The organism is Streptomyces sp. NPDC056628 (assembly GCF_042792555.1).
Lineage (GTDB): Bacteria > Actinomycetota > Actinomycetes > Streptomycetales > Streptomycetaceae > Streptomyces.
Genome location: NZ_JBHTWG010000058.1, coordinates 1 through 21,644, shown reverse-complemented (window position 1 = coordinate 21,644; position 21,644 = coordinate 1). Strand labels below are relative to the sequence as shown.

At 69.0% G+C, this 21,644-nt stretch carries 16 protein-coding genes and 9 pseudogenes; 13 read left to right on the top strand and 12 right to left on the bottom strand.

Annotated features, from left to right (window positions below; translation table 11 throughout):
- The 4 genes and pseudogenes from ACFRAC_RS35115 to ACFRAC_RS35100 all read left to right on the top strand — a co-directional run.
- Window positions 1-401: DNA-directed RNA polymerase subunit alpha C-terminal domain-containing protein (locus ACFRAC_RS35115; protein ID WP_382938792.1), on the top strand; the 401-nt coding region annotated here is incomplete at its 5' end.
- A gap of 255 nt (window positions 402-656) precedes the next feature.
- Window positions 657-839 (top strand): hypothetical protein, encoded by a 183-nt coding sequence (locus tag ACFRAC_RS35110; RefSeq protein ID WP_382938788.1) that lies wholly within the window; start codon window positions 657-659, stop codon window positions 837-839.
- Between the two features lie 209 nt (window positions 840-1,048).
- Window positions 1,049-1,210, top strand: a pseudogene (locus ACFRAC_RS35105) (hypothetical protein); the annotation flags it as partial.
- 250 nt (window positions 1,211-1,460) lie between these two features.
- Window positions 1,461-1,829 (top strand): hypothetical protein, encoded by a 369-nt coding sequence (locus ACFRAC_RS35100; RefSeq protein ID WP_382938795.1) that lies wholly within the window; start codon window positions 1,461-1,463, stop codon window positions 1,827-1,829.
- A 428-nt stretch (window positions 1,830-2,257) separates the two neighbouring features.
- On the opposite strand, the gene ACFRAC_RS35095 is transcribed toward ACFRAC_RS35100, so the two are convergent.
- Window positions 2,258-2,386, bottom strand: coding sequence for a hypothetical protein (locus ACFRAC_RS35095; protein WP_382938785.1), 129 nt, complete (start codon window positions 2,384-2,386; stop codon window positions 2,258-2,260).
- Window positions 2,383-3,522 (bottom strand): PucR family transcriptional regulator, encoded by a 1,140-nt coding sequence (locus ACFRAC_RS35090; protein ID WP_382938782.1) that lies wholly within the window; start codon window positions 3,520-3,522, stop codon window positions 2,383-2,385. The genes ACFRAC_RS35095 and ACFRAC_RS35090 overlap by 4 nt, the downstream gene beginning before the upstream one ends.
- Window positions 3,523-3,609: 87 nt before the next feature.
- Between ACFRAC_RS35090 and ACFRAC_RS35085 the strand changes: the two genes are divergently transcribed.
- Together ACFRAC_RS35085 and ACFRAC_RS35080 are read left to right on the top strand one after the other, a co-directional pair.
- The gene (locus tag ACFRAC_RS35085; protein ID WP_382938778.1) at window positions 3,610-4,674 is read left to right on the top strand and encodes a ferredoxin reductase; all 1,065 of its coding nucleotides are present in this window, start codon (window positions 3,610-3,612) and stop codon (window positions 4,672-4,674) included.
- Window positions 4,675-4,681: 7 nt separating this feature from the next.
- Complete coding sequence (locus tag ACFRAC_RS35080; protein WP_382938774.1) at window positions 4,682-5,800, top strand: fatty acid desaturase family protein; 1,119 nt, start codon at window positions 4,682-4,684, stop codon at window positions 5,798-5,800.
- Between the two features lie 452 nt (window positions 5,801-6,252).
- Here the strand turns inward: ACFRAC_RS35080 and ACFRAC_RS35075 are convergent.
- Window positions 6,253-6,972 (bottom strand): annotated as a pseudogene (locus ACFRAC_RS35075) (MBL fold metallo-hydrolase RNA specificity domain-containing protein); the annotation flags it as partial.
- Window positions 6,973-7,133: 161 nt separating this feature from the next.
- Here ACFRAC_RS35075 and ACFRAC_RS35070 point away from each other — a divergent pair.
- A pseudogene (locus tag ACFRAC_RS35070) lies at window positions 7,134-7,906 on the top strand (hemolysin III family protein).
- 96 nt (window positions 7,907-8,002) lie between these two features.
- On the opposite strand, the gene ACFRAC_RS35065 reads toward ACFRAC_RS35070, so the two are convergent.
- Entirely contained in the window at window positions 8,003-8,338 is a 336-nt protein-coding gene (locus tag ACFRAC_RS35065) for a MerR family transcriptional regulator (protein WP_382938770.1), read from the bottom strand.
- A gap of 1,007 nt (window positions 8,339-9,345) precedes the next feature.
- Between ACFRAC_RS35065 and ACFRAC_RS35060 the strand changes: the two genes are divergently transcribed.
- On the top strand, window positions 9,346-9,705 hold the full coding sequence (locus ACFRAC_RS35060; RefSeq protein ID WP_382938768.1) for a hypothetical protein: 360 nt from the start codon (window positions 9,346-9,348) through the stop codon (window positions 9,703-9,705).
- A 434-nt stretch (window positions 9,706-10,139) separates the two neighbouring features.
- Here ACFRAC_RS35060 and ACFRAC_RS35055 read toward each other — a convergent pair.
- A pseudogene (locus ACFRAC_RS35055) lies at window positions 10,140-10,926 on the bottom strand (heavy metal translocating P-type ATPase); the annotation flags it as partial.
- A 68-nt stretch (window positions 10,927-10,994) separates the two neighbouring features.
- Between ACFRAC_RS35055 and ACFRAC_RS35050 the strand changes: the two are divergent.
- The 4 genes and pseudogenes from ACFRAC_RS35050 to ACFRAC_RS35035 form a co-directional block, all read left to right on the top strand.
- Window positions 10,995-11,412: pseudogene (locus ACFRAC_RS35050) on the top strand (TetR family transcriptional regulator C-terminal domain-containing protein); the annotation flags it as partial.
- An 85-nt stretch (window positions 11,413-11,497) separates the two neighbouring features.
- Window positions 11,498-11,989, top strand: coding sequence for a hemerythrin domain-containing protein (locus ACFRAC_RS35045; RefSeq protein WP_356083173.1), 492 nt, complete (start codon window positions 11,498-11,500; stop codon window positions 11,987-11,989).
- 280 nt (window positions 11,990-12,269) lie between these two features.
- A pseudogene (locus ACFRAC_RS35040) lies at window positions 12,270-12,559 on the top strand (dienelactone hydrolase family protein); the annotation flags it as partial.
- Window positions 12,560-12,707: 148 nt separating this feature from the next.
- Window positions 12,708-13,487, top strand: coding sequence for a VOC family protein (locus ACFRAC_RS35035; protein WP_382938764.1), 780 nt, complete (start codon window positions 12,708-12,710; stop codon window positions 13,485-13,487).
- Here the strand turns inward: ACFRAC_RS35035 and ACFRAC_RS35030 are convergent.
- The 7 genes and pseudogenes from ACFRAC_RS35030 to ACFRAC_RS35000 all read right to left on the bottom strand — a co-directional run.
- Window positions 13,468-13,777 (bottom strand): annotated as a pseudogene (locus ACFRAC_RS35030) (hypothetical protein); the annotation flags it as partial. The gene ACFRAC_RS35035 and the pseudogene ACFRAC_RS35030 sit on opposite strands and share 20 nt — an antisense overlap.
- Window positions 13,778-14,512: 735 nt before the next feature.
- Window positions 14,513-15,274 carry an RNA-binding protein gene (locus ACFRAC_RS35025; RefSeq protein ID WP_382938761.1) on the bottom strand — a complete coding sequence of 254 codons (762 nt, stop codon included), beginning with the start codon at window positions 15,272-15,274 and terminating at the stop codon, window positions 14,513-14,515.
- 267 nt (window positions 15,275-15,541) lie between these two features.
- A complete protein-coding gene (locus tag ACFRAC_RS35020) occupies window positions 15,542-15,856 on the bottom strand; it encodes a hypothetical protein (RefSeq protein WP_382938759.1) in 315 nt (104 codons plus the stop codon).
- Window positions 15,857-16,696: 840 nt separating this feature from the next.
- Window positions 16,697-17,068, bottom strand: a complete 372-nt coding sequence (locus ACFRAC_RS35015) for a transposase family protein (RefSeq protein ID WP_382938757.1) — start codon at window positions 17,066-17,068, stop codon at window positions 16,697-16,699.
- A gap of 503 nt (window positions 17,069-17,571) precedes the next feature.
- A pseudogene (locus ACFRAC_RS35010) lies at window positions 17,572-18,608 on the bottom strand (tyrosine-type recombinase/integrase).
- Window positions 18,608-18,802: a helix-turn-helix transcriptional regulator gene (locus tag ACFRAC_RS35005; RefSeq protein ID WP_382938755.1), complete on the bottom strand. Its 195-nt coding sequence runs from the start codon at window positions 18,800-18,802 to the stop codon at window positions 18,608-18,610. The pseudogene ACFRAC_RS35010 and the gene ACFRAC_RS35005 overlap by 1 nt, the downstream one beginning before the upstream one ends.
- 2 nt (window positions 18,803-18,804) lie before the next feature.
- Window positions 18,805-19,718: pseudogene (locus tag ACFRAC_RS35000) on the bottom strand (replication initiator); the annotation flags it as partial.
- A gap of 444 nt (window positions 19,719-20,162) precedes the next feature.
- Here ACFRAC_RS35000 and ACFRAC_RS34995 point away from each other — a divergent pair.
- Entirely contained in the window at window positions 20,163-21,443 is a 1,281-nt protein-coding gene (locus ACFRAC_RS34995; protein ID WP_382938752.1) for a hypothetical protein, read from the top strand.
- Window positions 21,444-21,644: the final 201 nt, after the last annotated feature.

Below are 21,644 nucleotides of genomic sequence, written 5' to 3'. Positions count from 1 at the left end.
CCATGGCCTCCGCCGGTAAGACCCTGGTCGAGCTGTTCGGTCTCGCGCGCGAGCTGAACATCGACGCCGAGGGCATCGACATGGGTCCGTCCCCGGTGGACGCCGCGCTCGCCGCCGATCTGGTGATGCCGATCGAGGAGCTCGACCTCACCGTCCGTTCGTACAACTGCCTCAAGCGCGAGGGCGTCCACTCCGTGGGTGAGCTCGTGGCCCGCTCCGAGGCCGACCTCCTCGACATCCGCAACTTCGGTGCGAAGTCCATCGACGAGGTCAAGGAAAAGCTCGCCGGCATGGGCCTCGGTCTCAGGGACAGCCCGCCCGGATTCAACCCGACCTCCGCTGCGGACGCCTTCGGCGCCGACGGCGTGGACACGGGTTTCGTGGAGACCGAGCAGTACTGAACGCTGCGCTGCGCCGGACCTAGCGACACTGCGCGCACGGGGACAGGAGAACCTCCACGCCGCCCGCTGGGCGGTCTCGACCGGGTCCGCGCTCGCGCGGGCTGACCCGCGATTATCCATTCCAACTGACCTGCGTTGTGGGATAACCCCGCTCTGCACCGACTGAGGACAAACCCCTCGAAGAATCCCTTCGCGGCGAGGATCATGGCGGGATGGCTGCATACCTCTCTACGACCGGCTGGTGACGGAGGACGAATGCCGCCAGCGCATCCGGCGGCACCCTCCAGCTCACTGCTGCCGCTGATCGCCGCAGCGGCGGCACGCTACAGCCCCCCGGAGCGGCCACAGCCTTGGCTGAAGAGCCCGTCGATGAAGTACACGCCCTGGGCTCTGGCTGACGCGGCCCGCGTCTGCCTGGCCTACGGCACCGAGTACTAGCGTTCCGAAGCCACCGAGCGTGATCTGCTGGAGATCCTGGCGGCGTACTTGCAGTGGTTCCAGAAGCGGTACGTCGGTGAGGTGGAACCGGCCAGGGTCGTCAGCGTCGACCGCGGCCCAAGCACTTCCGGGTTCCTTGTGGGACTCGAAGACGGCCGGCAGTTGACGGCGGCGGCCGTTGTGGTGGCGACCAGGTTGAACGGACTGGCGTGTATACCGCAGGAGTTGCTGCGCCTCGCGCCGGAAGGGCCGGGAGCCGGTGCCTTGGTGTCGCACACCAGCACCACAGCGATCTGCCGCGGTATGCCGGACAACGAATCGCGGTCGTCGGGGCAGGCCAGTCCGCGCTGGAGAGCGCCGCGCTGCTGCACGAGGCCGGAGCCCACGTCCAGGTGCTGGTGCGGGAGCAGGGCGTTCGGTGGGGCTCGGTTCCGCGGCTCGGCCGGCCCTGGCTGCAGCGGCTCGCGCAGCCTGCTTCGCCCCTGGGGACGGGGTGGACGCTCGCCGCGGTCTGCCGGGCACCGGGCTGGGTGCGGCTGCTGCTGTTCCGCCGGGCGCTGGAGCCTTCGGGCGCTGGGGCTTTCGGGCGGCTGGTGGCTGCGCGACCGGGTCGAGGATGTCGTGCCGGTGCGCACCTCGTGCCGTGTCACTCGCGCCGAAGCATCCGGCTCCACCGTCCGGGTGGAGCTCACCGGCCCGGGCGGTTCGGAGAGTCTGGCCGTCGACCATGTGCTGGCCGCCACCGGCTACCGCCTCGACATCGACGCGCTTTGCTTTCTCGCCCCAGCGCTACGGCGCGGCATCGCTCGCGTGCCGGGCTCCAAGGCGCCTCAGCTGACCAGGACGTTTCAAACATCCGTGCCTGGCCTGTACCTCGTTGGTTCGCTGGCCGCCCCGATGTTCGGCCCCATGATGCGCTTCGTCGCCGGAACGGAGTACGCCGTCGCTCGCGTCGCCTGCGATGCCGCCCGATGGGTCGTCGCTCCATGAGCGTGGACGGGGCTGTGCGGAAGGGGGGGGGAGCAGAGCAGCGGGAGGATTGCCGGCGTGACGGCAAGAACCATTGACATCCTCTCCTCCCTGAAGGGGGATCTCTTCGCGACCGGTTCGATCGCGGCACACGGACCTGTTGGGTCATCGGAAAGATGTCGATCTGAGCGATCTTCGGAAAACCCGAGGTCAGGTACCATTTCCCGGCCCATCGCCATGCATGTGGGTGCCCAGGGAGTCAAACGGGCGTCACGGCCGACAGTCCGCCCTTTCGACCCGGTCGCTCCAGCCTTCGCCAACACCCTGCTCGACGCGACCGGCGTCCTCCTCGGCCAACTCCCGCTCACTCGCGACCGGGTGTGGCTGGTCGTGCGAGACGCGGGCCTGACGGATCGGCAGGTGGGCGACTCATGGTGGAACGCTCCCTGTCAGCCGACCTGCTGCACCTTGATCGCGTCGATCACCCGAGCCGTCCCGGCTGCAAGGGCGTCCAGGTAGACACCGAGCACGATGCCGGGATCCGCCGGGAGTTCGTGGACGGTCGAAGTACGCGTCAACTGGCCCGAAGACCAACCGCCAGCGTCAGTTCAAGGACCCGGTGTGGCGATGCGAGATCCGGAAACAGCTCCCGCAGCTGCGACATCCGGTATCGGACTGTCTGGGGATGGATGAACAACGCCGCCGCCACCTCGTCCCGCCTGCCCTGGTGCAGCAGCCACGCTCGCAACGTCTCCTCCAGCCGCCGTGCGGTCGCGACAGGCAAGGTGTGCAACGGTGCGAGGGCTCGGGCACGCAGGTCCGCGTATGCGTCAACGTCGGCGCTCAGCACCAGCTCGGGCAGGTGGTCCTCGGTGTCGCGGATATCAGAGGAGAGGGAGCGCGCGCGTAGGGCTCGTGCGTACGAGGTGGACGCACGGGTCCATGGCCGGGCCGGGCCGACCACGGCGGTGCGGTCGGTCAGCTGCCGCAGGAGATGTGATCGGTCGGAATCGGGGACGAGCAGCACACCGGTGGCGTCCGGCAGATCGTCGAGGACGAGGGTGCTCGGGTCGAGCGCGCGGTAGGCAGGCCGGGCCTGGGCGGCGGGCAGCAGGACCGCCGTCAGCGAATCCGGAGGCTGCCATCCGGCCCGTTGAGCGGAGGCCAGCAGCACGTCCGGGCTCGCGCCGGCGAGGAGGTCGCGGGCCAGGTGTTCCAGGTGGCGCTCGTGGGCCCTGCCCCGGGCGGCCAGTTCGTCGGCGTGGCCCGCGGCGCTCGCGGCGGAGAGCTCGTCGATGTAGGCGAAGGTCAGCTCGGCGAACTTGGCGACCTCGGCGGCGGGCAGACCTGTGGACACGGCGCCCGCTGCCAGGCATCGCCAGGCCACGCGGGCGCCGACGCGGTAGGCGCTGAGCAGGGCGTCCATCGAACGGCCGTCGCGCACCTCGCCGCGGCCCAGCTCGTAGGCCGCGTCACCGCCGTCGCCGCCCGTGGCGTTCCCGCTCGCGAGGTCCAGGTAGTGCCCGAGGGCGGTGCGAACGGCTCGGCGGATGGTGCCGCCCATGTGGCCCGAAAGGGCGTTGGCGTAGGAAGGGACCTCGTCGATGATCGCCTGGACGACCTCGTCGGCGGTGGTCTTCAGCGCGGCCCGAAGTGCGGTGACCGTCGTCCCATCCAGGGCCAGTTCGCTGGCCCTCTGAGTTACACGACTCACGTTTTTATTCCCTGCGAACAATTCCACCCACCAGATTCATGTCCTACGGTCAGGACTTTACGCCCTGAGATGCAGCAAGCTGGAGTCATGACGAGTGCAGCCCTTCGCAGCAGGGCGTGGAAACTGCTGGAGATGGTCACGACGCCGCTGCTGCCGTCGGACTACCTCGACCTGGTCAGCCCACTGCGTGCGGGCGCTGACCTGCGGGGGCGCATCGAGGCCGTGCACCCCGAGACGGATGACGCCGCGACTGTCGTGATCAGGCCGGGACGGGGCTGGCGCGGCCACACAGCCGGTCAGTACGTGCGGATCGGGGTCGACGTCGACGGGGTGCGCCTGTGGCGTGCCTACTCCATCACCTCGCCGACGAACCGCCAGGACGGCCGCGTCACGATCACCGTGAAGGCGATCCCGGACGGCAAGGTCAGCAACCATTTGGTCCGCAGGGCGAAATCGGGCACGTTGATCCAGCTCGACCAGGCGACCGGTGACTTCGTGCTGCCGCAGGCCAAGCCCGCCAAGGTGCTCTACCTGACGGGCGGCAGCGGCATCACGCCAGTGATGGGCATGCTGCGCGACATCGCGTTCGACGACGTCGTCATGGTCCACTGCGCGCCACGGCCGCAGGACGTGATCTTCCGCAACGAACTGCACGATCTGGTCGCGGGCAAGAAGTTGCGGCTCATCGAGGTGCACACCGACACGGACGGCATGCTCGACATCGCCCGTCTCGACGAACTCGTGCCCGACTGGGCCGAGCGCGAGACCTGGGCTTGCGGGCCCGCGGGCCTGCTCGACGCCGCCGAAGAGCACTGGAGCGGGCACGGCGTCCAAGAGCGCCTGCATACCGAACGCTTCCGCCCCGGCATCGTCGTCGCCGGCGACGCATACGGCGGCGGCGAGGTCACGTTCCGCGCCACCGGCAAGACCGTCGACGCGGACGGCGCCACGCCGTTGCTGGACGTCGGCGAGGAGGCCGGCGTGCTCATGCCGTCCGGGTGCCGCATGGGCATCTGCTTCGGCTGCGTCACGCCGCTCAAGGCTGGCGCCGTCCGCGACCTGCGCACCGGCGAGATCACCGAGGCCGAGCCGGGCGTCCTCATCCAGACCTGTGTGTCCGCCGCGGCGGGCCCTTGCGACATCGAACGGTAGGAGCACCTTGACCGCCATCGACCCCACCGCCCACCTGACGGCGGAGCAGATCGAGGAGCTCGGCCACGAGCTGGACGCGATCCGCGACGAAGTGATCGCCGGACGCGGGGAGAAAGACGCCGCCTACATCCGTAGGGTCATCTCGGCGCAGCGCAAGCTCGAGCTGGTCAGCAGGGGCGTGCTGCTGTTCTCGATCTTCCCGCCCGCGTGGCTGATCGGCACCGCCGGTCTGTCCGTGGCGAAGATCATGGACAACATGGAGATCGGCCACAACATCCTGCACGGCCAGTGGGACTGGATGCGGGACCCGAAGATCCACTCCACCACCTGGGAGTGGGATCACGTCTCGCCGGCCGACCAGTGGAAGCACTCGCACAACGAGCTGCACCACACGTACACCAACGTGATCGGCAAGGACAACGACCTCGGCTACGGCATCATGCGCGTCGACGAGGACCAGAAGTGGCACCCGTTCCACCTCGGCCAGCCGCTGTGGAACTTCATCAACGCCTGCTTCTTCGAGTACGGCATCGCAGCTTACGACCTGGAGCTCGGCAAGAACCTGAACAAGCGCCGCCGCAAGGACCCGGAGTTCCGCGCGAGGGCCAAGGCCGTGGGCCGCAAGATCCGCAAGCAGGTGCTCAAGGACTACGTGATCCATCCGCTGCTGTCGGGCCCGTCGTTCCTCCCCACGCTCGCCGCCACGTTCACCGCGAACCTGGTCCGCAACGTCTGGTCCCACTCGGTGATCATGTGCGGGCACTTCCCCGAGGGCGTGCAGGTCTTCGAGCGCCGGTCGATCAAGGGCGAGACGCGCGGCCAGTGGTACCTGCGCCAGATGATGGGCTCGGCGAACATCAGCGGCAGCAGGGCCATGCACTTCATGACGGGCAACCTGTCGCACCAGATCGAGCACCACCTGTTCCCGGACCTGCCGAGCAACCGGTACGCCGAGGTCGCTGTGAAGGTACGCGCGCTGTTCGAAAAGTACGAGCTGGAGTACGTCACCGGACCGCTGCCCAAACAGGTGTTCTCCGCGTGGCGCAAGGTCTTCCGGCTCTCGCTGCCGAACAAGAAGCCCGAGGTCAAGACGCCGGACCGTGAGCAGGAGCTCGTCGCCGCCTGATTGTTACAAGCGCCTAGCTCACGAACCCGAGGTCAGGCGCCCTTGTCCGCAGGCTCCAGAATCGCCACGCACTCCACGTGATGCGTCATCGGAAACGTCACAAGGTGTGTGGACGGGAGAATCTGCAGGTTACACGGGGTTTTCCTGCCTTGGGCGTGGGCTGTGAGGTGGCCGGAACGTAAAATGAGCGTGATGTCTGACGGACTTTCTCTCCTCCTTTGGCCGGTACACCGGGCTGTCCGCGTTTCCGATGCCCGTGGCCGTCATGTTGATACTCGGGCGGCAGGTCAGCTGCTGGAGGTGCTGCGGGATGCCCGGCGCAGCGCTCGCCACCGGGCCGCACGGGCCGACCCGGTGGGCGGTGATGAGGCTGGACATCAGGACAGACTCGTCGCCGGGTTTCACCTCGTGCACATCGGCGTCCGCCCCCGGACGCCTGCCCGGGCGGTGGCTCAGGCGTCGATGATGACGGGGATGATGAGCGGCTTGCGGTGGTGGGTGCGGAACGCCCAGTTCGCCATGGCGCGGGCGATGAGCTGTTCGAGTTGGCGCGCGTCCCCGACGCCTTCCTCGGCCGCGGTGGCCAGTGTCTTCTCGATGACGGGGATGACCGGCTCGAAGGTGGTTTCGTCGTGGACGAAGCCGCGGGCCAGGAAGTCGGGGGCCTCCGCGAGGGCGCCGGTGTCCGCGTCGACGATCGCCACCACCGTGACCACGCCTTCGGAGGCGAGGGTGAGGCGGTCCTTGAGGGACGCTTCGGTGGCGCCGCCCACTTCCATGCCGTCCACGTAGACGTTGCCGGCGGGGACCTTGCCGGTGATGGACGCGCGGCCGTCGACCAGGTCGACGACGACGCCGTCCTCGGCGATGACGACCCGGTCGGGGTCGACACCGGTACGGATGGCGAGGTCGCCGTTGGCCCGCAGGTGGCGCCATTCCCCGTGTACGGGCATGACGTTGCGGGGTTTGACGATGTTGTAGCAGTAGACGAGTTCGCCGGCGCTGGCGTGCCCGGAGACGTGCACCTTGGCGTTGCCCTTGTGGACCACGTGGGCGCCCCACCGGGTGAGTCCGTTGATCACCCGGTAGATGGCGTTCTCGTTGCCGGGGATCAGGGAACTGGCGAGCAGGACGGTGTCGTCCTTGCCGATGCGGATCATGTGGTCGCGGTTAAGGCGCACGAACACCTAGAAACGGCATGGCATGCATCCGCACCACCGGCCCCCGCCCGGCGTGACTTCCTGTGGCGGCCACCGCAGGCCCAGTTGGTGGCGAGACCGACCTCGACGAACCCTGCCACGGGCAGGCTCTTAGCGTGATCGGATGGTTGCCGATGATGCCCAGAAGAACGGGGCAGGACGGGAAGTTGTGTCTGGGGGACGCCGTAGCCGGTCTCTCCGGCGCATCACATCACGGCCATGCCGGGGAGGAGTTTCACCCGGTTGCCGACCTGGTCGAGTGGGCGGCCGACCTGGTCGAGCCGGTCAAGTCGAAGCTACGTGGCTGGCTCCATGCCGCGATGGTCCCTGCCGCGGTGAGCGCCGGCATCGTCCTCGTCTGCCTGGCTCGGACCCAGCAGGCGGCCCTGGCCTGCACCGTGTACTCCGTCACCGCCTGGCTGCTGTTCGGGACGAGCGCCGTCTACCACCTCGGTACCTGGGGGCCGACGGGCGAGGCCGTCCTGCGTCGCCTCGATACGCCAACATCTTCCTGATCACCGCCGGGACCTGCACCCCTCTGGCCGTGCTACTCCTCCCTCCCGACCGGCGAAACCTGCTGCTGTGGATCGTATGGACGGGCGCGCTGACCGGTATCGCCTTCCGCGTGCTGTGGGTCAACGCTTCCCGCTGGCTGTACACCCCCTGCTACCTGGCCCTGGGATGGGCACTGGTGCGTTACCTTCCCGACTTCCTGCGTACCGGCGGTGCGGCCGTGGTCACCTTGACAGTGACCGGCGGTCTCCTCTACAGCGCAGGCGCGGTGGTCTACGCCGTCCAACGCCCCGACCCCTTGCCCCGCTGGTTCGGCTTCCACGAGGTGTTCCACGCCTTGACCGTGACGGCCTTCACCGCGCACTACATCGCCATCTCCCTCGCCGTCTACTGACGGTGGAGCCGTGCGGACACGAGCACCATCTCTGCGCGCCGCAGCCGGGCCACGCGCGAGCGTGACAGCCCGCCGATACCGGCGGGCCCGATCACCTCAGGCTGCGGCCGACGGACTGGACGATCCGCCGGTGCGCCGGTATTCGGCGTTGATGCGCTGGGCCTCTTCGAGCTGGTCTTCGAGGATGATGATCCGGCATGCGGCCTCGATCGGGGTGCCCTGGTCGACGAGCTCACGCGCGCGGGCCGCGACGCGCAGTTGGTAGCGGGAGTAGCGGCGGTGTCCGCCCTCGGAGCGCAGTGGTGTGATCAGCCGCGCTTCGCCGATGGCGCGGAGAAAGCCGGGAGCGGTACCGAGCAACTCGGCGGCCCGGCCCATCGTGTAGGCGGGGTAGTCGTCGTCGAGATTGCTCAGCGACTCGTTTGCTGTCATCTCACCCCCCTGCGGAACGCGTGGAGGGGCCTTGGTGCCGTTTGGCACCAAGGCCCCGAAGGAACTGCAACACCATCTGCCGGCCCTAGTGCTGCGCCGACCTTCTGTTTCCGCCCGGTCGCCTGATACTCCGGCGGGGGTGCGGGGATCGCGGATGCGTGACCGGAGACCACCTACCTATCGATGTCCTGCGGTACCCAGGCTCGCGTCTTCCGCCCGGGCGATCCTGATGGTGCTCGACTCCTCCGTTCTTCCCTCGGAACCAATCACTTGCAAACGGGGACTGCGTACTACTGGTACTGCAACCGCGTCAATTGCGGTCCTGCTCGCGGTGGCCCCTCATCACTTCGGGCCACCCGGTCCGGTCGTCAGTCCCGTCGCCGTCGTACAACAACCTGGCTTCGGAACTCCACCACCGCACCGTCATACGTGGGTTGCTGACCGGCAGTTCGTGTCTGCCGGGCCTTGCTCGATCTCGGCTACGGAAGAAACCATAATCACTGAGACATCGAATGTCTACTCCAGCGAGCATAGATTTGCTGCTGCTCGACGATGAGGTCTCCCGGTGAGCAGATCTGCGAATACTGGGGGCCGTCCGCAGCGCAGCCTCCGACGCACGGATGAGACCCAGAGCCGCCCGCGGAGCCGAGCACGGTGGCTCGGGCGGGTTGGCGGGCGGGGCGCAGGGTCGGGTAGGCAAGGGCCGGGCATGAACGATCCGCAGACGAGGGCGACCTTGATGAACACAATCTCCGTCAACGCCACAGCTGCCCCGTTCCACGCGGCCCTTGCCGACGCACGCGATACCGCACAAGCGTTCATCGAAGACCTGCGGCAGTCGAACGGCAGCAGACCAATGCCTCGAAGCACGCCCCCTGGCTCGCAGCCGCCGCACATGCGCACCCCCGGCCTGTGGTGCGGCCCTAGGGGAGCCGTATGCGCCCGTCTCGCCCGGTTGCGCCATCGTCCAAGCCGCCCGTGCGGGCCGGTGCATAGAATCCGATCCCATGCCGAAGCTTGACGAGCTGCTCGTTGCGATAGCTGCCCTTGTGGAGTCCGGGCAGAGCAATCAGATGTCCCTGACCGTGGTCACCAGTGGTGCTGTCATCACCGGTCGGCTGGCTCCGGAAGCCATGTGGAGGCAGAGGGTGTCGGAGGTGCTGACGGACTCCGCCGATCTGGGCGAGTTCTCCGCCGTCTTCGACAACCCCGCGAGGAAGGACGGACCGCCCACGCATCTGCATTTCCACGTCGCCCGGATCCTGCAGGGTACGGTGGGGATCCCGGAGACAGGGGGGATGTACCGCGTCGCGATCGAGGACGTCAGTGCCTGGACCATGGGCGACTTCAGCTACTCGGACCACTAAATCACGGACCCACGGCACACAGTGAAACCCCACCGGCACGCTTCCGTTCCAGTAGTCGTCGCAACGCCTCGGTTCAGGGCGTGCGATGGACTTCGAGATCCGGAAGGATCGCCGGCCTCAGGGGCCCAGGAGGTTGGACCCCGAGCGGGAGGGATACCTTCGCCTCGTGGATGTTGGAATAGGGAACACGGAAGCCTGCCGGATCATCGGCATCAACCGCCGCACCGGCAAGCGTTAGCTCTACGGCCGGCAGGCATCCGGGAGGTACAGGGTAGCCCCGCCCATCGTGGACACGGGGCTGCCCTGGCAAGCACCCGAACCCCCGGCTCGCCCTGAGGAACCCGTCGGCCCGTCGCGCTACCTCACCGAGGCCGACCGCATCCGCATCGCTGACCGGCTCCGCGAGAAGGCGTCCGTCCGGGCCACCGGGGCCACGGTGAGGCCACGATCATGAAGGTCATGGCCCGCAGCAGCGAGTCGGTGAGATTCCCTCCGAAGGCCAACGGGACCAGGAACACCGCGAGGGTCGCCGCCACCATGCCCAGCGAGTAGCGCTGTTCGACCTTCTCGATGAACAGCTGCGTGGGCGCCTTGGTCTCGGACGCCTCCTGCACCATGCGCACGATCCGGGCGATCACCGTGTCGCGGGCGTCACGCTCGACACGGACGCGCAGGGCGCCGGTGCCGTTGAGGGTGCCCGCAACGACTTCCTCGCCCTTCTGTTTGGTGACGGGGAGGGGTTCACGGGTGATGGTGGCCTGGTCGACGTCGCTCGCCCCGCCGAGGCGTTCTCCGGGCCGTACGAGGACGGTGTCGCCGACGGACAGTTCCTCGACGCTGACGCTCTCCTCTCCGCCGTCGGCGTCGACACGGGTCGCGCTGGCGGGCGCGAGCTCCAGCAGCCCGCGTACGGAGTCGGCGGTGCGGGCCGTGGCCAGTGCTTCCAGCGCTCCGGACGTGGCGAGGATGACGATCAGCAGCGCGCCGTCCATGACCTGCCCGATCGCCGCCGTCCCGAGCGCGGCGACGACCATCAGCAGGTCGACGTCGAGGGTCTTCTCGCGCAGCGATTGCAGGCCCGCCCAGCCGGCTCCCAGCCGCCGGCCGCGTACGTCAGTGCGTACAGCGGGCCCCATGCCCGGCCGGGCCCCCGGCCAGCTGCAGCGGCAGCGCAAGCAGGAAGAAGACGGTGGCCGCGGCCGCCCAGCGCGCCTCGGGCAGGGCGAGGACACGGGTGCGACGCCGGGGCGCACCGCCGTCACGTGGCGCTGCGGCCTGGTCGGCCGGGGCTGGACATCGCGGAGCCGTACCACGAGTTCGCCGTCCAGTTCTTCAAGGACGCGGCCGACCCGGACAGCCCGCTGAGGCCCTTCTCCGCGGAGAGCGAGCACGTCCGCGAGCAGGCGATCAGCGTGCACCGCGAGGTGCTGGCGTGCTCCAAGTCCAAGGTCTCCCGCGAACTGCGTAAGGTTCTCCCCGAGTTGATGTGGCTCTCCCAGATGGGCCTGGTCCTCTACTGGGTCTTCGACCGCACCGAGAACCGCGAGCGCAGCTACCGCCTGGCCCGGCGCCCGCCTCACCGCCCGCGGCGTGGCCCTGTCCCGCTTCCGCGTCCTGCGCCCGCTGGTCCTGGAGGTCCACGAGCTCTTCAACGACTTCCTGCCGGGAATGACGAAGGCCCTCCCGGCCCCGCGAAGCCGGAGCTGATCCCGCCCGCGTGGCGAGTCATCCCCGGGCAGAGTGGGGGTAGACGGTGGGCACCTGAACACTTCGCACGAGAATGGTGCCCCTCATGGCCGAGACCCGGGACGTCGTCGAACTCATCCTCCAGGACCACCGCCGCATGGAGGACCTCTTCCGGCTGATGCGCAGCGTCGAGGCCGACCGGGCGGCGGCGCTCAAGGAGTTCGCCGATCTGCTGGTCGCGCACGCGCTGGCGGAGGAGGCCGAGGTCTACCCGGCCCTGAAGCGGTACCGGAACATCGACGACGAAGAGGTCGAGCACGGCGAGCACGAGCACGAGGAGGGGAACCAGGCCCTCCTCAGCCTGCTGGAGGTCGACGAGGTCGGCTCCGAGGAGTGGGACTCCAAGCTGGAAGAGCTGGTGGAGGCCATCACCCACCACGCCGACGAGGAGGAGCGCACCATCCTCAACGGCGCCCGCGAGAACGTCGCGATGAAGCGCCGTGAGGAGCTGGGCGCGGCGTTCCTGGCGGACCGCGAACGCCACCTCAAGGAGGAGCCCGGCTCGATCGAGAACCTGCGCCGGATCGTCGGTTCCTGACCTCGTCCGCCCCTGGGTGGCGCGGGCCCCGGAAAGGCCCGCGCCACCTCCCGTCAGCCGTGCAGGAGGTCGCACAACTTCCGGGAGTTGCCGGGGCCGTGTCCGGGGAAGAGGGCTGCACGCGTCGTCGTCGGCGGGCTCTTCGCACGAACCCGGCCGGACGCACTCGTAGTGGTCGTGAGGCCATCGAACCCAGAGCTGGGTGTCGCGGTCGATGTCGCCGAGATGGTTGGCGTGGGGGCCGCCGTGGGCGGCACCGTCAACGCAGTGACCACCGGTCACCGGCCGACCGGGTGAGGTGGCGCGCATCCGCTGCCCGGCGTGGACCGGGGTTTCGGGTCGGAGGACCCGATCATGCCGCCCGCACAACGGGAGACGTTCACGGCCGGGATGCGGGCGGCGGGCGTCGACTGGCGCCTCATGGTCCACGGCGGCGCCTGGCACGCCTTCCACCACCCGTCGGTCGACCACCCCGTGGTCCCCGGCGTCGGCCGCCACCCACGGCACGCACAGCGAGCCTGGCACGGCATCGTCGGCCTGCTGGCGGAGTGCCTGCCCGTGAGGGAGTGACCGGGCGAGTCCGGACTCAGCCCTGTACGACCAGGCACGCCGCACTCCCCACCCTGACGCACTGAGAAGCGAGCGGCGTGTCGCAGGAGTGGGGACGTATCGAGGCGGAAGGGTGTCCACGCGGACACACCACCAGGGAGAGGCAACGATGCCCGACGTCACCACCCCGTACCCGACCGGCGCCCCCTGCTGGGTCGACCTGATGGCGCAGGACCAGCAGGCCGCCCTGGACTTCTACGGGGACCTGTTCGGCTGGCAGGGCGCGCCCGGTCCAGCCGAGTTCGGCGGATACGCGGTCTGCACGCTGCACGACAGGCCCGTGGCCGGGATCGGCCGGGCGATGGCCCCGGAGGGCATGCCGCAGCCGCCCACCGTCTGGACCGTCTACCTCGCCACCGGCGACGCGGTCGCCACCCAGGACCGGATCATCGCTGCGGGCGGTCACCCGTTCAGCCCCGCGACGGATGTCGGCAACCTCGGCCGGATGCTGGTCGCCACCGACCCGCAGGGCGCGGTGTTCGGCGTCTGGCAGCGGGGCGAGTTCTCCGGCGCGGGCGTGGTCAACGAGCCCGGCGCGCTGACCTGGAACGAGCTGCACACCACCAACGTGGAGGCCGCCGCCGCCTTCTACGGCGAGGTGTTCGGCATCGAGACCACACCGATGGAGGGCCTCGACTCCTACTGGGAGCTGCGCGTGGACGGCCTCACGGTCGGCGGCGTCACCCTCCTCGCCGACGAACCGCCCGGCACCCCGGCTCACTGGCTGACGTACTTCGCGGTCGACGACGTCGACTCCACGGTGGACGCCCTGGTCCGCCGCGACGGCAACGTCCTCGTCCCCCCCTTCGACATGTACGCGGGCCGCATGACGGTGGTCACCGACCCGCAAGGCGCGCCGTTCGCGATGATCAGGCCGGCCGGTTCGTGAGACCGCGCTCCGCGGTGGGGGCGGGCTCGTCGGCGGTGGCCCCGCCGCCGCGGGGGTAGCGGGCCCGCATGGCGGGCCTGGCGGCGAACAGGTAGGCGTGGCTCGTCGAGGGGACGGCCCGTGCTCGCATCGACGACCACGGGCTCGACCTCTTCGCCGCTCGTGGCGTCGATGAGGATCATGCTGCGCTGTTCGGGAGTGAGACGGGAGTTGCCCCCCGCCGACAACGTGACGATCACCGGCGCGGTGAGCGTCCCCAGGTCGGTCAGGACGTACTCGTTGCGGATGGGGCGGGGAGCCCAGGCGAAGGAGGCCCGGATGACCCGCACCGCCGACGAGTGCACGTAGACGATCGAACCCATCGGCGCGCAGAAGGCCGACGCGGACCGCTGCGTCGTCACCCACCACTTGGAGGGCGACTTCCCGGGCGGCGGGGTGGACCTGTACTACCGTTTCCGCCTCGGTGACGGCCTCATCGAGGACCTGCGCATCGAGCCCTGAGCGACGCCGGCCGAACGCGAGCCGTCACGGGCGGGGACATCCGGTTCCGGCGGCGAGGTTGTGCGGTAGGCCCGCCGCGGGCAAGCCGCATCTCCCAGGAGGATTCTTCATGACCGACCGGCCGTTGAACCTGATGGCAGTGCACGCCCACCCCGACGACGAGGCGGCCGGGGCCGGAGGGGTTCAGGCTCCCGATCTTCGTTTCCGGTGACAGGAAGGCTGCTGAATGAGCGCCTGTGACAAGTCGGACGCCTCGTGTGTGACAACCAGGCTGCCTCGACCAACCCCATTCGCCAGCTCAGCCGGTGCCGTGACAACTTCTGAGCTTCGGCTCGTGAATCGGGTCACCATCGTGCGCGCAGCACGCCGTCGCTGTCGGGTAGAACGGCTTGGAGCAGTGGACTGCGTTCGTCGGTGTAGAGGGACAGGGCCCGGGCCGCTCGCGCGTCGGCTACCAAGGCAGCGAGCTCCTGGTACTGGGTCTCATCGACGGTCACGTCTCTGATCGTTCCGTCCTTCGTTTCTCAGACGAACTCGATGTGCCACTCGGACGGCAGTGCGGTCAGGACCGCGCCGACGTCGGGTTGCAGGTCGGGCCAGACGGTCAGCAGGGCGCGCGGACCGAGACCGGCGCGCACTACGTTGAGGTTTTCCGTGGTGAGACGGTGCCAGCGTGTGGCGTTGACGATATGGGTTTCCTCCAGGAGCAGACCCTGTCGCGCCACCAGCTCGGTGCACACCGACGCCCAGAAGCCTTCGTCGGCGGCTTCTGTCACCTCTGGTTCCGCGGCGTAGGGGAAGGCCGGCAGCCGTTCCGCGAAGAGGCCGAGTTCCCGCGTACGGGCCACGGCGTCTGTGCTGGGCTGGTCGCTGCTCACGTACACGTACTGGTCCCATCCGACGTGCACGGCGAAAACGTCTTCTGCTTCCAGTCGGCACCAGGCGCCCTGCTCACGGAGCATGACGCGGATCAGCTCCAGGGCCATCGCCAGGGAGACCTCGGCCCCGTCGTGGTAACCGGCGAGGTCAGCCGGGAAGAGCCCGCTGAGATCGTGTCCCTGCACCGCCGGCTGGGCACCGAAGTGGACGAGCCCGGTGATGGAGGGCTCACGAATCTCCAGCCGGTCAATGCCCGCAGCTTCCGCGAACGCGGAGATCGCCTCCAGGTACGCGGCCTCGACCGGTCCGTGGTCGCTGACCGCCTCCTCCGCACCCTGGTAGGTGCCGTGTTCGTCACGGTCGGCGGGGTCGTATTTGGTGATCCGGTGCACGAAGGCAGGCGGCACGCTACTCCTGGACGGGGTGGAAGGTAGCGCCAGCGTAGGTGCCGGGCCACACCCGTAGATCCTACTTCCGGTGCCCAGCCCGACCGATCTTCGCTTCGACGAAGATCGGTACAAGAAGCGCAACACCGTCGAACGAGCGATCAACAGGCTGAGCCGTCCCGGGCCGTGGCCACTCGCTGTGACATGGCGGCTACGTCTTCCTTCCTTGGCACCGCCACGGCAGCTGCCCTTGTGATCTGGCTCTGAACATGACCGCTTGGACAGGGTTTACGGTGTGCCGCCGCCCTTCCGGTTACCACCGGCGAGCTGACCCACCATCATGATGATGGAGCCGGCAACGAGAATCGCGGCGCCGATCAGCGTTCCCGACGGCCGAGCGCCGGAATCGCTGATCATCAACCCGAAGACCAGCTGCCAGGACAGCGCAAAGGCCACCACCAGCTGACCCCAGCCGTAGATCCGCGGGGCGCGAACATGGCGCCGGTTCATGGGAAGCACCCAGCCGCGGGCAACCGCCGCAACGCCAGAGGCGGCGATGAGCAGCGCCAACAGGACAAGAGGCACGGCGAGGTACAGCTTCACGGTTTCTCCCCTGCGTACCGGGCCCACGCCCGACCACGGCGTGATCATGACACCCGCTGCGTCGCACGTCCATAACTGCGCAGGCCCGGTGATCGGCCGGACCAGTCGTAGTCGGAGGGCATCCAAGACCTCGACGACCGCCTCGTCCCCTTCGGGGGTGTGACGTGAGGAGACGCGGACGCCGGGCATCCCTGCCCCAGGCGACCACACCCGCCCCGAGCCCTTGGATCCGGGCCGGCTCGACGTAGGCCACGTCGACCGCGACGGCCGGGTGCGAGCGTACGACTTCGCGACGCTGCCGGTCGCCGAGCCGATGCAGCGCTCCCTCGCCGTGCTGTTTGCCGCGCGCTGTCACCCAAACCGGTGGGGTGGCCACCGGTCGTCGAGACTGACGTTTCAGCTCCTGGAGAAGTTCACCGCGTTGCTATCCGGCCTCGAGCGGCCGCCCAGGGACGTGGATGAGCTGACCACGGCACAGGTCAAACAGTGGCGGCTGAGCCAGGCAGGCACGGCGGGCGGCTACAACGCCAACGCCATCACCAGGGTCGGCAGCCTGCTGCGACAGGAGGCACGGTTGGCGAGCGGTCCGGTAGCGGACGTGCCGGCCATGCGCACCCAACGGGCAAGGAGCACCACGCAGTCCTACCACCAGGACGAGTTCGAGCGCATCAAGCGGGCGGCGAAGCGGACCTTCCGCGCCGCGTTGCTGCGCATCAACGACAAGGCGACGCACCTGGAGCGTTGGCGGGCGGGCGGGCGCCTTCGCGCCGGGCAGCCACGACTTCCTCTTCGGCGAGACGCTGGATTCCCTGGCCCGCACGGGCGACATCCCGCGCCGGGTCAGTGCGAAGGGGGCACGGAATCCGATCTGGCGGTTCCACCGCGTCCTGGGCAACACCAGTGCGGCCGCAACGTAGCAGCGGCTGTTCCTGTCCCGGCTGGATGCGGCGGCACTGAGGGTACTGCTTCGGCGCTCGGAGCGTCGGCTGCGCACTCGGCGATAGCGGTCAGCGACTTCGCGCCGGCCAGCACCGCGCACGCGGCGAGCGCTGGGACGAAGCGGAGAGGGTGGCGGCGGCCCTTGGCCGTGCGAGGCTCGGGCACCGTCGCCAGGCGGTCCAGCAAATGCGTGTGTTCCGCGGCCTTGGCGGCGTGAGCCTTGGTGAGTCGGCCCAGGCCGCCGGGGACGGTCGATGATGAGCGGGCAGACACGGTCTTCCGTTACGGTGGTCAGGGACTCGACACCTCTGAACAGACACGCTGAATGACCATCCCCGGTATCGCACGGGCCACGTTGCGGCACAGATAGACCGGCAGACCTGCCCACCGGCCGTGGCCCGCCGTGGCGATGACCACGCCGGCGAGATCGAGATCCCTCACGGTGATCCCCTGACTGGTCCGGCCGGCCTCCCGGACTGCTAAGCCCACAGAACTGGCAAGGCAGAGACGTAAACAGGCCCCCTACCTGCGCGTTAAGCGAAGGTAGGGCGCCTGTTTTGGGGCGCGGGGTTGTCTCTGGGCCGTCAGACTCGCGCAGCCACCCTGTACGCAGTCCGGGCCGCCTCAGCGTCGCCGGGGGAACTTCCAGCCGTGCTGGCGCAGCTTGAAGAGGACGAACACTCCGCAGAGCGCCCACACGACCAGGAAGGCCCACAACAACCACGGAGGCCCGTCAGGACGCTCTGCCAGTAGAACCGATGCCGCGTAAGAAGAGGTCATTCGTCGCGTGTGCCCGGCTGCGCGGGCAGGCACACGCGGTCGACTGCCTTCCTTGTACGCTCCTGGCTCGACGGCGTCAGGTGCGCGTACACCCGCAGGGTCAACCCAGGGTCGGAGTGCCCCAGACACTCATTGACGGCCTTGATGCTCTCGTCGGCGTCCGGCAGCAGCGAGACGTAGAAGTGCCGCAGAGCACATGCCGTGCTCGCGAGCGGACTCGTACTTGCCGTCCGCGCCGGCCTCCGCGATCAACCCAGCCGCCGCAAGAGCAGGCTTCCAGCCTTGCCCCGGATCAGCTTCGCCTGCCGGACGACCCGGATGACGCCGCCGTCGAAGTCGAGCACATCCTCAGCCAGCCCCACGATCTCACCCTGACGGAGCCCACACCCGGCGCCCACGTCCACCATGGACCGGTAGCGCTGGGGGAGTGCTGCACGGACCGCCCTAACCTGGGCAGGCAGCCACGGCACAACACGACGCTGCTCAGCGGTCGGCGGACGGACGGACTTCGCGGAGCACGGATTCCGAGGCAACAACCCGTCGTCGACGGCCGCACTGAGGACGGCCCGGACGTCGCCGTAGATGTTCCGCGCGTAGCCGCCACTCACGGCCGGGTCATTCTCCAGCGCGCTCACCAGGCCCCGGATGTGTTCCGGACGGAATGAATCCAGCGGCCGGGAGCCGATCAGCCGGAACGCGTGCGGGCGCAACCGCTGCTCGACCACGACCTGACTGGCCGGGTCGATGCCGTGCGTCTTGAGCCATTCTGGGCGTAGCTCTTGAAGGTAACCCGAGCCGCACGCGGGTCGATGTACCGACCGCGGGACATGTCCGAGGCGATCTCGGTCAGCCATTGCTCGGCGAGGCGCTTCTGACGGTCCGGGAAGTTCTTGGACTTCTCGGTGCCGTCAGGGCCGACGTACCGGGCCCGGTAACGCACGCCGGACCCGTGGCGAACGGTTTTGACCTTGTGGGTCTTGCCGTCCGGGCCGGTGTCGGTCCGGTACCAGCGGTCTTGGACGTGTCGGGCCATCAGGCGGCCTCCCCAATCTGAGAGTCGACCCAGGCCCGCACGTCGGTGGGGTCGAAGCGAGGGTGCCGGCCGACGCGGAAGCCGCGGGGACCGGTGCGCATGTGGCGCCACTGGTAGACCGTCTCGACGCTGGGCTCGAACATCTCGCCCAAGTCCTCAGGGGTCAGGAAGCGGTTCGGCAGCTCTGAGGCCATGGTCAGCACTCCCTTTCGGCGGCGAGTTGGTCGCGTAGGGCTTCGCGGGCGGTCTCGCGGTTGAGCTGGAGGTCGCGGGCGACGCGGGCGGCGAGGACGGATTCGCCGGGGGTGTGGCCGTGGCCGGCGTACTGCCAGTCGGCGAGGACGAGGCCGGTGTCCGGCTCGGCGTCGTCCAGGCCGAGGGCGGCGTGTTCCTGGGCGGCGCGGTAGTCGGCGCGCGCCTGGCGCAGCGCTCCGAGGGTGGTCGAGTAGCGCCGGGACTTCGAGGAGAAGTGGCCACGGAAGCCGAGCATGTGCGCCCAGCGGGCCAGCTGGCGGTCGGGGTAGAGCGGCTGCAGCTGGGCGCATGCGGCCATGAGGCGGCGGGCGTGGTCGGTGACATCCAGGCGGGCGAGGTCTTCCCACAGGCCGGTGCCGCTGCGGGTGGCGCAGCGGTTGAGCACGGAGCCGGCGCGGTCGTAGCGGCGGGAGCGGCCGGTGCCCCGGCAGGCGAGGCAGTGGACGGGGGTGTCGGTGGACCCGGTGTTCTCGGCGGCTTTGGTGGCGTACTTGGCGACGTAGGAGACGACGGCTCGTTCGGTGATCTCCGATCCGTCCCCGAAAGCCTTGACGGCCGGACGTCGGGCTGGGTGCCCCAGCGGAAGGTGCGGGCCGGTTGGTCTTCGGCGGCCGGGACGGAGACGGAGGTGTAGGAGTGCGAGGCGGCGGCGCGGATCGCATCGGCGAACAGGCCGGTGGTGGCTCAGGCGGGCGGCGGGGTGTCTGGGCCGTCCGGTCCGTCGAGGCGGATCACGGCATGGAAGTGCACGGCTTCCCGCTTTTGGAACTCGGCGACCTTGCCATAGGAGACGCGGCGGACGTCTTTGAGCTCGCGTTGGGTGAGGCTGGCGCGGGCGGTGATCTCGCGGCGCAGGCGGTTGGTGAAGCGCTGCCAGAGCTGTCCGGCGTGGTTGTTGAACAGCACGGCGCGCCCGCGTAGTCGTACGTCTCCGGGGCGAGGGCGGTGCCCAGTTCCGGGGCGGCCCGGGCGTGGCGGGTGCCGTGGTCGGGCCGGTTGTGCACCTGGCCAGGACACCGGCCGCTACAGCAGCTTGACTCGGTCATTAAGCCTCCACCGACCTCATCGATACTCTGTGGATCTCTGCTCCGAAGGGATCGGCAATGGAAGACCGCACGCGCTAACCGAGATGCTCGACACCACGCGTAGCAGCAAGCGGTTGGCCCACTGGCAAGGCTCCGCGGGCCAACCGGCAAGCCGCGTCGCGGGTGTGTCGGCGGCTGACCCTAGGGTGCCCCCGTGAATGTGGATGATCTTCAGTGGCAGTTGAGCAACCTTGGCGGCGTCCTGCCGCGAGTCGTGGACGAGATCCTCGAATGCGGCGGCCTGGAGGCCCTGGTGGAGGCGGCACGAGAGCGTGAGGACTGGTTCTGCGCTGCGGGTGCGGTGCGGGGGTTGTGTGCGGTGGGGGCGTTCGAACGGGCCTGGACGGTGGTGGAGCCCTTCGCGGCTACCGGTTGGCAGCCGGCGGTGCGGGCGGGCGTCGACGTCCTGCTGCGGTGGAGCCACGTCGACCAGGCGCTGGAGCTGGCGCGCCCCAAGAGGCCGCAGGACGACGCGGTCGACGCGTGGCGGGACTACGCCGAGGCGCTGGTCCGGGCCAGGCGGTTGGACGACGCGATCGGCGTACTCGGCCCGCACCTGCGCGGCGGGCGCCTGCTGAGGGCCCTGGTGGAGATGACCGAGGGCCAAGGATGCGACGAGCGGGTATTGGAGCTGCTGGCCCCGATCGCCGAGGAGTTCCGGCACGACCCGAAGCAGCGCAACGACCTGTGGGGTGCCCTCCCTGCACAGGCCAGGGTCTTGGAGCGGTCCGGCCGGGTGGACCAGGCAATCCGACTGCTCGGCGCGGACGTGGCCGCACGCCGGTACGGGCCGCAGAACAACGTCGAGTTCTATGCCGAGCTGCTGGCCCGACACGGTCGGGTCGAGGAACTTCGCGACCTTGCCGACACCCAGAGGTACGCCGCCGTACGCCCGTACGTGACGGCCCTGGAGAACCTGGGCCGGGCCGGGGAAGCGGAGGCGTACCTGCGCGACCTCATCGCCGCCAAGCATCCGGGCTGGCACGAGAGCACACTGATGGGACTGCTCATCCGCCAGGGCCGGGTGGACGACGCGATCGAGGCGGTGGAGCACACGTTCGACGACCTCTACGACGGGAACCTTCTCCAGGCGACCCTGACCGTGCTCGCCGACCGGGGCCTGCACGACAGAGCCCTTGGACTCACAGAAGGGCGCAGCCCAGAATTCCTGGCGGAGAACGATGAGTTCTGGCTCCGACCCAATCGGTGGTGGCTGATGGGAGAGTCGGGACGCGCCAGGGAAGCAATCGCGGAGATCCAGGCGTTGCCAGACGACAGGGTCGAGGACCGCGAGCTGACCATCGCCTGGCTGCTTGCCCAGGACGGCCGTGTCGAGGAGGCCATCGCCCTCCTACGCCCATTGCCCGGCGAACGGGCCGCGACCGACCTGGCCGAACTACTGATCCGGGAGGGCCGCCTCACCGAGGCTATTGCCGTCATCCCCGACGTCGCCGCCCAACGGGAAGAGAAACGACGCCTCCGGGCAGAGCGGTAGAAGGCCGCTTCGTCCGACGCCGGCTATGGGAGCGCTGCCGTGGCCAAAGGCGGGTCAGCCCTTGTCAAGACCATACGCGGCGGCTGACACCAACAAGCACGAACAGTGAACCGCTCCGGGATCGGTGGAGGCTCCGGACTGTCCCAAGTTGGGTGGAGTCGAGTTGCTTGGTTTCAGGCTACTGGTGGGGTGCGGAGTTCG